We start from the raw sequence: 12,483 nt of genomic DNA, 5'->3' as shown, positions 1-12,483 counted from the left end.
GGCGCGTCATCGTCTGCACGAGGAGCGCGCATAGGGGCGGGGGGAGAGGAATGGAGAATGAGCATAGAGCTGGATCCCGAACGGCATCGTGAGTTCGTCGCGGCTTTGCGGGAGGCGACCGAAACGATCTCGACGGAGCTGGACGCGCTCGATCGGGCGACGCGCGACCTGCGCTCGCGATGGTCCGGATCGGCGCAGTCGGCCTATGACCACGCACAGGCGCGATGGGTGGAGTCCCTGGAGCGCCTCCGCATGGTGCTGGCCGATGCGACCGCCGCCGCTGCGGATGCCGCCGCCACTCTGGTGCGTGCCGACCGCGAGGCCGAGGCGATGTGGAAGTAGACCCCGCACGACCGGAGGCCGGATGCACGACGGGAGGCGCGAGATGATCGTGCGGGCGTAGCGGGGTCGTGCAGGTGACGGCGGAGAGGGTGCCGGAGGAGTAAGCCGGGGTCAGGAGGGGAGCGCCAGGAAGCGCGCGGGGGTCATCACGAGCATCCGGTGCACGGCGTCGTCGCCCACGGCCTCGCGGAGCCGGGGAAGGTAGCGATCGCCGAGGTAGGCGAGTCCCGGCATGCCGCCGTAGGCGATGTACCGGGTGCGCCGGGCGACGTCGCCCCCGAGCAGGATCCGGTCACCGGCCCCTCGCTCCACCACGGCGACCGTGAGGGCCAGCAGCTCGGCGTCGGAGCGGGTGCGCGGGCGGGCGAAGCCGTCATACCCGAGGTGTGCGCCGCGCTCGGCCAACGCGACGTGCAGACCGGGATCGGGATCGCGGTCGGCGTGGGCCAGCACGATGCGATCCGCCGGCACCCCCTCGGCCTCAAGCAGGTCGAGGACCTCGTGGGCGGCGGTGCCGAACTCCAGATGCACCATGACGGGGGCTCCGGTCTCCCGGTGCGCCTGAGCGACGGCGACGAGGGTCGTGCGCTCGAACGGACTGAGGCGCCAGTAGTCGGCCCCGCCCTTGAGCATGCCGGCGCGGACGGGCTGCCCGTCAGGCCCCGCCGCGAGAGGCACGTCGGGCGTCTCGAACACCGCGGCGTCGTCCGCCGGCATCCCCCGCGTGAGGTCGGACACGAACAGAGCGGCCAGGCGGTCGGCGCCCCACACCTGCATCGGATGATCGGGGCCGTAGTGGGCCTCGCGGTGCCGTCCCGTCGTGGCGATCACGTGCAGGCCGGTCGCGGCGCTGATGCGGGCGACGGCGGCGGGATCCCTGGCCAGGCCGAACGGCGTCGCGTCGACCATCGACTCGAAGCCGCTCATCCGCAGGAGACCGGCCTCCTCGCCGGACGCGGCCTCGTCGTCGAGCTCGTCTCCGACCAGCAGCGGCGACACCTGGAAGAGGTGCTCGTGGTAGTCCACGCGCCCGAGCTGCGACGAGTCGATGTCGCCGAGCACGGTCCGGACGACGGGCATCAGCGCACCGACTCCGCGGCGTCCGCCAGGCGCTCCACGGTCTCGGGCGTGAGGTCGAGGTCGAACACGTCCGCCACGACCTGCGACCAGCCGTGGATGAAGTAGCGCCACCCGTCGACGACGTGCAGACCGCGGTCGTCCTCTTGCACCTCGGCCTGGTGCAGGAACTCCAGCGATCCGCGGTAGTTGAACTCCCACACGTACGCGCCCTCGGGGAACACGACGGCGTCGGTCAGCGGGGAGCCCGGGCGGTCCTTGCCGAGCCCGGTGGCGTTCGCGATGACCGATCCCGCGGGGGCGGCGGCGACCAGCGCGTCGGCCTCCTCCGGCGTCTCGGTGACGACGTAGCGGAGCAGCCCCTCGGGGGTGCCGTGCTGGCGGTGCACCTCGCGCAGGTGGTCGAGCTTGTCCTGCGTGCGCGCGGTCACGGTGATGAGGGACGGGGCATCCTCCCGCTCGGCGAGGGCCCAGCTCAGCGCGGTGCCGGAGCCGCCCGCACCCAGGATCACGACCTCGGCCCCGGTGCGCGCGAAGTGGTCGGCGGGGAGGAAGTCGCGCAGCGCCAGGTCGACCGTGATCGGGTCCTTCGCGCGGCCGGACAGCGTGGACCCGCGCTTGGCGATGCTGGAGATCTCGGCGCAGGACACCGCGAACGGGTCGAGCTCGTCGAACAGGTCGGACGCCGCCGCGTACACGTTGATCTTGTGGGTGGTGACGAGCGCGCCGCGGTGGTGCGGGTCGTCGCGGATCTGCTCGACCAGGGCGCGGTATTGGGCGGGGTCGGCATCCATCGGCAGGTCGTGGCCGACGAGGGTCCGCGTGGGGAGTCCGAGGATGTCGGCCCACAGCGGGAACACCTTCATGATCGACGACGAGGCGGTGGTGACACCCACGAACCCCATGTAGTCGGCGGTGGTGGACGGTGCGGAGGACGTCGCGGCGGTGGTCATCGGGTCTCCTCGGGAGCGGACACGGGGACGGGGTGCGCGGGCTCGGCGCCACGCAGGATGGCGAGCACGTCGTCGAGGGACAGCGCCCCCATGTTGTCGACGGCCTGGGTGGTCTGGGCGCCGAGGTGCGGTGTGACGATCACGCGGTCGGCGAGGTCTGCGGCGAGCAGAGGGCTGTCGTGCGCGGCGGTGTCCCCGTCGAGGGTGTCGGCCGCGTAACCCGCGAGGGTGCCGTCGTGGAGCGCGTCGGCGACGGCCTGCTCGTCCACGAGGTCACCGCGGGCGGTGTTGACGAGCACCGTGCCCGGCCGCATACCGGCGAGGCGATCGGCGTCGACGAGGCGCTGACCACCGGGGGCGTGCAGCGTGATGACGTCGGCGGTGCGGAATAGGGCGTCGAGGTCGACGGGCTCGGCGCCGCGGTCCCGCACGAGGTCGGCGGGGAGGAAAGGGTCGGTGGCGAGCAGCCGCGGACCGAAACCGCCGAGCCGCCGCGCGACCCCCTGGCCGATCCGCCCGAAACCGACGATGCCGACGGTCGCCGCCCCGAGTTCGCGTCCGCGGCGCACGCTCCAGTCTCCGGCCCGCACGCGGCGATCGCCGTCCGGGATGGTGCGCAGCGCGGCGAGCATGAGGCCGACCGCGTGATCGGCGACCGCATCGGCGTTCGCGCCGGGGGTGTTCGTCACCGGGATGCCGCGCTCCCGCGCCGCCGCCAGGTCCACCGCTTCGGTACCGACCCCGTAGCGCGCCACGACCTTGAGCTTCGGGCCGGCGGCGAGGTGCGCGTCGGTGACGGGTCCGGTCCCGGCGATCCAGGCGTCGGCACCGTGCAGCAGCACGCGCAGCTCGTCGAGGTCGTGATGGGCGGGGCCGCGGAGGATCCGGTGCCCGGCCTGGGCGGCTCGCGCGACCAGGTCGAGGTCGCCGTCCGAGAAGGAGCGGCTCGTGACGAGGATGACGCCCATCAGTGCCGCCTTCCGGCGAACCACGGCGCGAGAGCCGTATAGGCGTCGGTGAAGCGCGCGTGGCGTTCGGCGTAGACCGCGTGACGGGAGGGGTCCGGCGCGAACTCCGCCGTGACCTCGCTGAGCGCCCGAGCGGCGGAGAAGTCGGTGAGGCCGAGGCCGACGGCCCCCGTGACCGCGGCGCCGAGGCTGTTCGCCTCCTCCACGATGGTGCGACGCCGCACGGGCACGCCCCAGACGTCGGCGAGGACGGCGAGGTAGACGTCGCTCTGCGCCCCGCCCCCGACGGCGTCGATGCGGTCGATCGTCGCGCCGGCCTCCCGGAACGCCTGGATGCAGGTGAGGAGGTTGAACGCCGTCCCCTCCAGCACGGCGCGCATCAGGTGGGCCCGTCCGTGGTGCCTGGCGAGGCCGACGAACGCGCCGCGGGCGTCGGGATCCCACAGGGGGGAGCGCTCGCCGAGAAGGTAGGGGAGGAAGTAGAGGTCGTCGGTGTCGATGTCGCTCGCGGCCTCGGCGACGAGGCGCCCCGTCTCCGGGTGCGCGGGATCGACGGAGAGGGCTTCGGCGATCCACTGCACCGAGGCGCCGCCGGCCTGCATGGTCGCGGTCGGCACGAACGACGCGGGCACGACGTTGTCGAACGTGAAGGTGCGCATCGCGGGGTCGTGCAGCGGGGCGTCGGCCGCGAAGGAGATCCACGAGGAGGTGCCGAGGCACACGTAGGCGCCGTCCTCCGGGGCCACGACGCCGGAGCCGACCGCGGCGAGCGGTCCGTCGCCCCCGCCCATCACGACCTGGACGCCGGTGTGCAGCCCGAGCGCCTCGGCCGCGGCGGGCGTGAGCGGGCCCGCGATCTGCGTCGACTCCAGGATCTCGGGGAAGAGGGCGGGATCGAGCCGCGCGGCCGCGAGGATCTCCGGCGACCACGTGCCCGCGACCTGGTCGTAGGCGTTGGTGCCCGAGGCGTCCGAGCGGTCCGTGGCGAGGCGCCCGGTCAGCCGCAGCACGATGAAGTCCTTGGCGACGCACACCCGGCGCACGCGCTGCCACACCGCGGGTTCGTTGTCGCGCACCCACATGATCTTCTCGAGGGAGTAGGTGGGGTTCAGACGGTGGCCGAGGATCCCGTAGGCGCGCTCGGCGCCGACCGCCGCCTCGAGCTCGCGCTGCTGGGCGCCGGCGCGGGTGTCGGCCCAGATGATCGCGGGCCGCGCGGGCTCGCCGTCGGCGTTGAGCAGCACGGCGCCCATCATCTGTCCGCTGACCACGAGGCCGGCGACCTCGGCGGCGGCGGTGCCGGTGCGCGCGAGCAGGTCGCGGGTCGCCGTGACGACCGCGTGCCACCAGTCCGCCGGGTCCTGCTCGGCGACGCCGCCGGCCGCGAAGTGGGCCGGGTACGGCACGGTGACCGCGGCGATCAGACGGCCGTCGTCGTGGTGCAGGGACGCCTTGTTCCCGGTGGTGCCGAGGTCGTGGGCGATGATCATGGCCGGAGCCTATTCCGCGTAGGGGCGCAGGTCGACGCCGGACTCCGCGCGGAACGCCCGCGAGCCCATGCCGTGCTCCAGCACCCAGCCGTAGTCGTGGCCGGCGCCTCCCGGGTACACCGCGAGGAAGGAGTACGGCTCGTCCCCCGTGTTCACGGAGCGGTGCGCCCAGCCCGGCGGGATGTAGCCGATGGTGCCGGGGAGCATGTCGAGCCACTCGGTGCGCTCGCCGTCGAACATGAGCAGTCCGCCGCGGCCGTGCAGCGCGAGGTAGATCTCGCCCTGGTGGTCGGGGTGCTGGTGGCCCTTCGTCATCCAGAGCTCGCCGCCCGTGTCGCCGGGCATGATCGTGGTGATCGACTGCGGCAGCTCCCGCTCGATCTCGGGGACCGGGGAGCTGACGACCGTGTAGACGATCGGGTCCTCGCCCGCGGCGGCGGCCGCCCAGGCGTCGTGGTCGCGGAACAGGCCCTCGAGGTCGGACATCCGCCGGGTCAGGGTGGGGCCTTCGGGGGAGAGGGTGAGCTTCTCGGCGTCGAAGGCGATCGCCATCGGGGAGATCGGCGGGGTCTGGTACTCGGGCATCCATGCTCCTCGAAACGGGGGCTGCGTCGTCGCGCAACCTGTAATGACAAGCTCACTGTACCTGTTATGACAGGTTGCGTCCAGTGCTCTCCTGCGCGGAGGAGGATGCGCGCGCGACGGTCGTCAGCCGGCGAGCACCCGTCCCAGGTGCTCGCGCCCGCCGCGGATGGCGGACGCCGTCACCTCCGCCGACCCCGGGTACTCGGCGTGACCGGCCGGAAGGACGGCCAGGTCGAGGGCGCGGGCCCCGGCGGCGACCGCGAACTGCCCCTGCGGCGGCACGTACTGGTCCCACAGGGCCGCCTCCACCCGGACCGGCACCGCTGAGAAGCCGATCGCGGTGGAGGAGTCGAACCAGCGCAGCACCTCGCGGGCCTCGGGGTGCCGCCGGACGTGCTGACGCACGGTCTCCCCGCTCCCCAGGCATGGCACCGCCAGCCGTTCGTCGTACTGGCCGAAGCTCGGCACGATGAGGGTGGCACCCACGAACCGGTCGTCCCACGGCAGGGCGAGAGCGCCGATGCCGCCGCCGAAGCTCTCCCCGACGTAGTAGAGAGGAAGCGCGCCGACGACCGAGACGAGGACGTCGGCCGCCAGCCACAGGTCACGGGCGCAGAGGCCGAGCACGTAGCGCTCCGGATCGTCGATGCCCGCGAGCACGTGCTCCGGGGTCGGCTCGGGCGCTCCGATCCCCGCGTTCAGCACGCCGAGCCCGCGGGCCACGGGATAGATCGCCGCGACGTCGTCCGGCACCCGGGCGAGATCGACCGCGTCGCGACCACCGTAGCCGTGGCCGTGCACGACGCCCGCGCGGGGAGGGCCGTCGAGGGGCTCGACCACCCAGGCCCGCAGCCGCACACCGTCGACGCCGGCATGCTCGACGACGGACACCCGACGGCCCTGCTCCTCGGAGGTGGAGAGGACCACGGGGGCCGCGTCCACCGCGGCGGCCTCGCGCCGCCAGCGCCGCCAGCGGTCGGCGAAACCGGGGGGCGCGGGCACGGGGCGGACCGCGCGGAGGTCGGCTTCGGTGCGGCCGTAGCTGCCGTCGAACGCGGCATCGGGGAACCAGGTGGCGTAGGGCTCGGGGAAGGTCATGCGGGCTGAGGGATCCTGTTCCGGGAGTGGGGCGGGCGGGGGTGCATGGCAGACTGGAGGCTCCATCGGAAGGAGACCGCGTGCTGGTCACGGAACGACGCGAGCGCATCCTCGCCCTGACCCGCGATCGCGGTACCGCGTCCATCGGCGAGCTCGCGGCCACGCTGCAGGTGAGCGAGATGACGGTGCGGCGCGACATCGATCAGCTGGCCGAGGAGGGCGCGGTCGAGCGCATCCGTGGCGGCGTCCGGGCGCGGGGCCTCCAGCGTCTGGTTCCGGCTCCGGCGGCGTCGGCCGAACGGCGCGCGATCGTCGCGGCGGCCGCGGATCTCGCGGAGCCCGGCATGGCGGTCGGCATCTCCGGTGGTCCCACGGCCCTGGCGCTCGCGCGGGAGCTCGTGCGCGTCCCCGAGCTCACGATCGTCACGAACGCCCTGCCGGTCTCCGACCTGTTCTCGCCGCCGGATCGCGCCGACGCCCCGTACACGCAGACGGTCGTGCTCACCGGCGGCGTGCGCACGCCCTCGCAGGCGCTCGTCGGGCCGGTCGCCGTCCGTGCCCTCGAGCACCTGCACTGCGACCTCGTGTTCCTCGACGCCCACGGCCTCGACGAGCAGGCCGGCATCACGACCATGAACCTGCTGGAGGCCGAGACCAACCGGGCGCTCATGGCTGCGGGGCGGGAGGTCGTCGTCCTCGCCGAGCACACCCGCTGGGGCGTGGTCGGACTCACGACCGTGGCCGACCTCAGCGACATCGACCGCCTCGTCACCGACGACGGCCTCGACGACGGCGCACGGGAGCTGCTCGCGGCCCACGTCGGCACCCTGCACGTCGCGGCGCGCGACGGCGGCGACGAGCGTGCGCTCGCGACGGCCCTCGCGGACTGAGTCCGCCGCCGTCATCGGGCCGTGCTCGCCCGCGGGATCAGCCGGGCGCCGACCGTCACGTGCCGCACCGGGAGATCGGCTCCCGGCGGCGCGGCGATCTGCCGTTCGAGCTCCGTGAACGCCGCGTCCACCAGGCGGGCGTGGTCGGGGGCGATGGTGCTGAGGGCGGGCACGGCGAAGCGCGCGGCCCGGATGTCGTCGATGCCGACGACGGCGACGTCTCCCGGAACGCTCCGCCCCTGGGCCTGGAGAGCGGCCAGTGCACCGAGGGCGACCGAGTCGTTCGAGCAGACGATGCCGTCGAGATCGGGGATCGCGGCGGCCATGGCGCCCGCCACGCGCTCGCCCTCCTCGGCCGTGAAGGCGTCGACCTGCGCGGTGAGGGCGGGGTCGGCGGGGATCCCGGCGGCCGCCAGGGCCTCCAGGTACCCGGCGTGCCGACGGTCGGCGGCGTCCGAGGGACGGGCGTCGCGGCGTCCGACGAAGCCGATGCGGCGGCAGCCGACCGCGAGCAGGTGCTCGGTGGCGGTGTAGGCGGCGGCGCGGTTGTCGATCGTGACGTGCGTGAACGGGCTCACCTGGATGTGTTCGCCCAGCAGCACGAGCGGCCCGGGGGAGGTGCGGCGCGTGAGGTCGGCGACCGTGAGCGAGCGCGGGATGTGGATGAGCCCGTCGATGGGCGGCAGGCCGACGCCGTTGGCGACGTCGATCTCGCGGCTGTGGTCGCCCTCGGTCTGCACGATGAGCACCGCCAGGCCCCGGTCGTCGGCGCCGCGGACGATGCGCGAGCCGAGCTCCGCGAAGTACGGCTCCTCCAGATGCGGCACCGCGAGCGCGATGAGTCCCGTGCGGGTGGCCCGCGCGACGGGGAGCACGCGGCCGCCGGGCGAGGTGGTCACCTGCGGCCTCCTGGAGGGACGACGGTCTCCGCCGGGACGACGGATGCCCTTCACGTTAGCGCTCTCCGTCACGATTGCACTCGGAACGCGATCACGCGTGCCTCCGCGACGCCGTTCGTCCGCTCCACCACGAGGCGGGCGGCCGTGAGGGCGCCGAGGTCCTCCGGCAGCGGATGCACCCGCAGGCGATGGCGGTTGTCGCGCTCCTCCGCCACGGTGCGCCACTCCTCGGAACCCGCCTGCTGCACCTCGACCCGGTAGTCGCGCACGAGCTGGGGCAGCACCTCGTCGGGGCTGCGGTGGTGGTGCAGGGTGTTGAGCTCGAGGTCCACGTCGTCGTCGAACACCAGGCGGATCTCGGAGGCCGTGACGGGCTGCTCCCAGTCCAGGCGCAGCCACTGCGGGCCTTCGGCCTCCGGGGCGGACGCCCACAGGTGCGGACCGCCGAACGGGCGGTTGTACCCGGAGACGGCGCGCTCCGGCGCGACGGCCTCGGAGCGCGGGCTCGTGCGGAACGCGGGCACCCGTCCGCGCAGCGGCTTGGTCGGCCACTGCACGAGGAGACCGTCGCGGTCGACCTGCACGTTCCGGTCGTCGTTGTCGACCCGGTGCACGAGGGTGAGCACCCCTGGTGGGAGCTCGTCGGCGAGCTGCACCTGCACCTGCGGGTTCGCGCGGAGCACGATGATCGCGTTCTGCGGGTCCTCCGGGGCGAAAGGCGTCTCCGCCCGCACCCAGGACGGACCACCGGCGGGGACGTCGATCACGGTGCGGTGCTCGAGCACCGCGGGCACGATGTTCTGCGGGCGGCCCGTGGACCAGACCTCCACCGTGACCTGCGTGTCGGCCTCGGCGCCGAGCAGCAGCTCGGTCGTGTCGAGGCGCGGGTGCACGGGGACGACGATGCCGAGGTCGTCCGTCAGGGTGTGCGGGGTCGCCGCGGCCACGGTGCTCTCCGGTGTGCCGATCGTGCGCAGGGTGCTGGACGCGGTGACGGCGGCGGTGCGGGCCAGGTCGGAGGGATCCTCGTTCGCGACTCCGATGAGGGAGGCGTCGGCGCGGAGCAGCGTCTGCCGGAGCTCCGCACGATGGTGCTCGTACAGCTCCCGGGGCGTGGCGTCGTGCGCGTAGCAGAGGGCGGCGGCGGTGCCCGCGGCCTCGCCCATCGCCGCGCACGTGGCCATCACTCGGGCGGCACCGAAGGCGATATGCGTGGCCGAGATGTCGCGGCCCGCCATGAGCAGGTTGTCGACGTTGACGGAGTAGAGCGAGCGGAACGGGATCTCGAAGACGCCGTCCGAGAAGCGCTGCACCGCGCCCGCCCCCGTCGCGTACATCCCCTCGGCGGGGTGGAGGTCGATGGACCAGCCGCCGAACGCGACGCCGTCGTCGAACGACGTCTGCTCGAGGATGTCCTGCTGGCGCAGCGTGTAGTCGCCGATGAAGCGGCGGTACTCGCGCTTGCCGGGGATGTTGCCGATCCACTCCAGGGTCAGGTTGTCGGCGTCGAACTCGCCGGAGTTCTTGATGTGATCCCAGATGCCGAGGATCACCGACCGCAGCTCGTCGCGGATCGCCTCGTTGTCGTCGACGATGTCGAGCGTGCCGCCCCACTCGATCCACCAGTAATGCGCGCCGCTGTCGCCGCTGCGGATGATGCGCGACGAGGGGATCGGGGTGGTCGAGATGTCCTTCGCGCTCTCCGGCGCGACGTACTTCACCGGGTGCCCGAGATCCTTCGTATAGAAGAGGAGCGTCGAGCCGAGGAACTCGCGCACGGGCTGCTCGGGCGCCCAGTCCTCGCCGAACTCGCTGCGGCTCTCCTTGCCCAGTCGGTGCCGGGCGCCGGCGAGTCGCCCGACCAGGCCGTCTCCGGTGCAGTCGAGGAAGAGCGGCCCGCGGAAGACGGTGCGGATCTCCGAGCCCATCGTCCAGCCGGTGACCGACCGGACCCGACGGGCGTCGTCGGGTCCGGTGGCCTCGGCCTCGAGCACCTCCGTGTTGAGGAACAGCGTGAGGTTGGGCTCGCGGCGCACGATGTCGAGCACCACGTCATCCCAGTACACGGGGTTGCCCTCGGGGTTGCGGAACTGGTTCTCCCGGTACATCTCGCCGATGATCCCGGTCTCCCGCGCCCACCGCTGGTTGCCGTGGGCGGTCGCTCCGCACACCCAGACCCTCACCTCCGAGGAGGAGTTGCCGCCGAGCACCGGCCGGTTGTTGATCAGCACGGTACGTCGGCCGAGGCGGGCGGCCGCGACGGCGGCGCTCACTCCGGCGAGGCCGCCGCCGACGACGATGATGTCGGCTTCGACGGTCTGGGTGCGCATGGGGATGGGTTCCTTTCGGGAGGGGGGATGATGCCGCTCAGCGCGCGGCGATCGCTTCGATCTCGTAGACGCGGGCGACGTCGGTGGCGGAGTCGGACGGGTCGGTGATGACGAGGCGCACGGCATCGGCCGTCCGCCCCTGGGCGTCGACCACGACCGTCGTCTGTGTGTTGCCGGTGACGGTGCCGACCGTGACCCAGCCGCTCGCGGTGCGCAGCTGGACGGTGAAGTCCCGCAGCACGGAGGTCTGCGGCGGGCCGACCGTGTATCCGCTGCGGACCCGGACGACGTCCAGCGGCGCGGCCTGGTCCCACTCGACCGTGATGGTTGGCTGGGTGTCGGAGGCCGCCGAGATCCACCGGCTCGCATCCGTGCAGCCGCCGTCGATCGCCTTCTCCGGGCCGGTGTCGGCGCGGAGCTGGGACGAGGCGGTCGCGGTGCCGCCGAGCGCCAGGTTCTCGCCGCCGGCGTCGCCCCGGAGGGAGGCGACGATGGCGGGGAGGGTGGTCGCCCCCGGCTGCCCGTCGCGCGGGATCTCGGCGTGCCGCAGCGTGCCGCCGCTGGGAACGGCGGGGGCGCTGAGGTAGACGATGTCGGTGCCGTCCGTGCGGGTCGCCGCGCGGAGGCGCTGCTGGCCCACGACCGGATCGCCCACGGTGTCGGCGGTCCATCCGGAGGCCCCGGCGGTCAGCAGCACCGTCTGGCTGCGGGTGATGCCGCAGTCCTGCACCGACACCACGGCGTAGACGCGGGTCTCCCCGCCGGCGGTGGTGGTGTCGAGCGCCGCGATGGTCTGCACGCCGCCACCGAGGGCGTCCGTGTCCACGAGGGTCTCGCTCGTCCAGGCGGAGCCGGTCCAGGTCGCCCACCGCACGTCGAAGGCGTTCTCGGTCTCGTCCGCGTACCGGTAGGTCACGCCCACGAGCTCGCCGTCGGCGAGGGCCATCTTCGCGGTCTGCACCGCGGGCACGGCGTCGCCGATGGCCTCGCCGGGCTCGTAGCCGCGCCACACGACGGCGCCGGGGGTGTCCGGGCGGATCGGGGTCGGCAGCGCCTGCCCGGCGACATCGCGGAAGCCGCCCGCGGCAGGGTCGTACACCGCGTAGGAGCCGAGGTGGCGGTAGGGATCGGCGGGCCACGGGCCCCACTCCCACAGCACGTGCACCTTGCCGCTGGCATCGACCTCGAGGTCGTCCGGGTAGAAGGAGTGGTTCACGGCGGCGGCGATCGTCGTCTCGCGGCTCCACGTCCCGGCCACGGGGTCGTAGTGGTACAGCACCCCGTCGCGGCGAGCCTGCGGGTCGGCGCCGATGCGCACCATGAGCCAGATGTCGCCGTCGGCTCCCTGCGCCGTGACCGGGTAGGAGACCGCGGCCCCGGCGTCGGGCATCTCCGCGCTCACGTCGACGAGCGAGGTCGCGTCGTAGGGCGCGGTGGAGCGGAAGTACTTCCACGGCTCGTGGTGCATCGAGACGAACGCGTGGATGTATCCGTCGCCGTCGATCGCGATCGACGGCTGGTTGTGGCCGTTGTCGTCCGCGTACTCGGCGCAGGCCCCGGTCGCCAGCCGCAGGCAGCCCGAGGTCCACGTGCCGTCGGCGGCGCGGACGGCGAGGTTCACCTGGTGCTTCGCGGCCACCGAGCCGGGCACGTTGTACGCGAAGTACGTCTCGTCGCCGTCGACGACGAGCGGGTTCCACCAGCCGGACTGGTTGGAGCTGTCGACCGTGACCGGGACGGTCTCGACGTCGGGGGTCGCGGCGGCGGCCGGAGCGGGCACGGCGAGGACGAGTGCGGCGAGGGCGGCGGCAGCGGTGGCGCCGACCTTCGAGCGGAGGGTCATGGCGATGC

11 protein-coding genes are annotated in these 12,483 nt (G+C 73.3%); 2 read left to right on the top strand and 9 right to left on the bottom strand.

Annotated features, from left to right (window positions below):
- Positions 1 to 57: 57 nt before the first annotated feature.
- A complete protein-coding gene (locus tag CJ226_RS18130) occupies positions 58 to 342 on the top strand; it encodes a WXG100 family type VII secretion target (RefSeq protein WP_180964595.1) in 285 nt (94 codons plus the stop codon).
- Between the two features lie 111 nt (positions 343 to 453).
- Here the strand turns inward: CJ226_RS18130 and CJ226_RS12840 are convergent, their stop codons facing one another.
- The 6 genes from CJ226_RS12840 to CJ226_RS12815 form a co-directional block, all read right to left on the bottom strand.
- On the bottom strand, positions 454 to 1,422 hold the full coding sequence (locus CJ226_RS12840; protein ID WP_102209409.1) for a phosphotriesterase: 969 nt from the start codon (positions 1,420 to 1,422) through the stop codon (positions 454 to 456).
- Positions 1,422 to 2,372, bottom strand: a complete 951-nt coding sequence (locus tag CJ226_RS12835; protein WP_102209408.1) for a shikimate dehydrogenase — start codon at positions 2,370 to 2,372, stop codon at positions 1,422 to 1,424. The genes CJ226_RS12840 and CJ226_RS12835 overlap by 1 nt, the downstream gene beginning before the upstream one ends.
- Positions 2,369 to 3,340, bottom strand: a complete 972-nt coding sequence (locus CJ226_RS12830; RefSeq protein WP_102209407.1) for a phosphoglycerate dehydrogenase — start codon at positions 3,338 to 3,340, stop codon at positions 2,369 to 2,371. The genes CJ226_RS12835 and CJ226_RS12830 overlap by 4 nt, the downstream gene beginning before the upstream one ends.
- Positions 3,340 to 4,830 carry a xylulokinase gene (gene xylB, locus CJ226_RS12825; RefSeq protein ID WP_102209406.1) on the bottom strand — a complete coding sequence of 497 codons (1,491 nt, stop codon included), beginning with the start codon at positions 4,828 to 4,830 and terminating at the stop codon, positions 3,340 to 3,342. The genes CJ226_RS12830 and xylB overlap by 1 nt, the downstream gene beginning before the upstream one ends.
- Positions 4,831 to 4,839: 9 nt before the next feature.
- Complete coding sequence (locus tag CJ226_RS12820) at positions 4,840 to 5,415, bottom strand: glucose-6-phosphate isomerase family protein (RefSeq protein WP_025105385.1); 576 nt, start codon at positions 5,413 to 5,415, stop codon at positions 4,840 to 4,842.
- A 123-nt stretch (positions 5,416 to 5,538) separates the two neighbouring features.
- Complete coding sequence (locus CJ226_RS12815) at positions 5,539 to 6,513, bottom strand: acetylxylan esterase (protein ID WP_102209405.1); 975 nt, start codon at positions 6,511 to 6,513, stop codon at positions 5,539 to 5,541.
- Positions 6,514 to 6,593: 80 nt separating this feature from the next.
- Between CJ226_RS12815 and CJ226_RS12810 the strand changes: the two genes are divergently transcribed.
- Entirely contained in the window at positions 6,594 to 7,403 is an 810-nt protein-coding gene (locus CJ226_RS12810; RefSeq protein WP_102209404.1) for a DeoR/GlpR family DNA-binding transcription regulator, read from the top strand.
- A gap of 11 nt (positions 7,404 to 7,414) precedes the next feature.
- Here CJ226_RS12810 and CJ226_RS12805 read toward each other — a convergent pair whose 3' ends face one another.
- From CJ226_RS12805 to CJ226_RS12795, 3 genes are all read right to left on the bottom strand, one after another.
- Positions 7,415 to 8,302: a LacI family DNA-binding transcriptional regulator gene (locus CJ226_RS12805; RefSeq protein WP_025105388.1), complete on the bottom strand. Its 888-nt coding sequence runs from the start codon at positions 8,300 to 8,302 to the stop codon at positions 7,415 to 7,417.
- Positions 8,303 to 8,370: 68 nt separating this feature from the next.
- A complete protein-coding gene (locus CJ226_RS12800; protein ID WP_102209403.1) occupies positions 8,371 to 10,632 on the bottom strand; it encodes an FAD-dependent oxidoreductase in 2,262 nt (753 codons plus the stop codon).
- Positions 10,633 to 10,669: 37 nt separating this feature from the next.
- Positions 10,670 to 12,475, bottom strand: a complete 1,806-nt coding sequence (locus CJ226_RS12795) for a BNR-4 repeat-containing protein (RefSeq protein ID WP_062637049.1) — start codon at positions 12,473 to 12,475, stop codon at positions 10,670 to 10,672.
- Between the last annotated feature and the right edge of the window lie 8 nt (positions 12,476 to 12,483).

The sequence above is a fragment of the Microbacterium sp. UMB0228 genome (assembly GCF_002871415.1).
GTDB lineage: Bacteria > Actinomycetota > Actinomycetes > Actinomycetales > Microbacteriaceae > Microbacterium.
The sequence above is the reverse complement of the archived record's forward strand: the minus strand, read 5'-3'. Positions and strand labels throughout refer to the sequence as shown.

Excerpts from the sequence above, each read along its gene's own strand:
- CJ226_RS12830 (WP_102209407.1), bottom strand. The coding sequence starts at position 3,340 with ATGGGCGTCATCCTCGTCACGAGCCGCTCCTTCTCGGACGGCGACCTC.
- CJ226_RS12820 (WP_025105385.1), bottom strand. The coding sequence starts at position 5,415 with ATGCCCGAGTACCAGACCCCGCCGATCTCCCCGATGGCGATCGCCTTC.
- CJ226_RS12800 (WP_102209403.1), bottom strand. The coding sequence starts at position 10,632 with ATGCGCACCCAGACCGTCGAAGCCGACATCATCGTCGTCGGCGGCGGC.
- CJ226_RS12815 (WP_102209405.1), bottom strand. The coding sequence starts at position 6,513 with ATGACCTTCCCCGAGCCCTACGCCACCTGGTTCCCCGATGCCGCGTTC.
- CJ226_RS12840 (WP_102209409.1), bottom strand. The coding sequence starts at position 1,422 with ATGCCCGTCGTCCGGACCGTGCTCGGCGACATCGACTCGTCGCAGCTC.
- CJ226_RS12835 (WP_102209408.1), bottom strand. The coding sequence starts at position 2,372 with ATGACCACCGCCGCGACGTCCTCCGCACCGTCCACCACCGCCGACTAC.
- CJ226_RS12795 (WP_062637049.1), bottom strand. The coding sequence starts at position 12,475 with ATGACCCTCCGCTCGAAGGTCGGCGCCACCGCTGCCGCCGCCCTCGCC.
- xylB (WP_102209406.1), bottom strand. The coding sequence starts at position 4,830 with ATGATCATCGCCCACGACCTCGGCACCACCGGGAACAAGGCGTCCCTG.
- CJ226_RS18130 (WP_180964595.1), top strand. The coding sequence starts at position 58 with ATGAGCATAGAGCTGGATCCCGAACGGCATCGTGAGTTCGTCGCGGCT.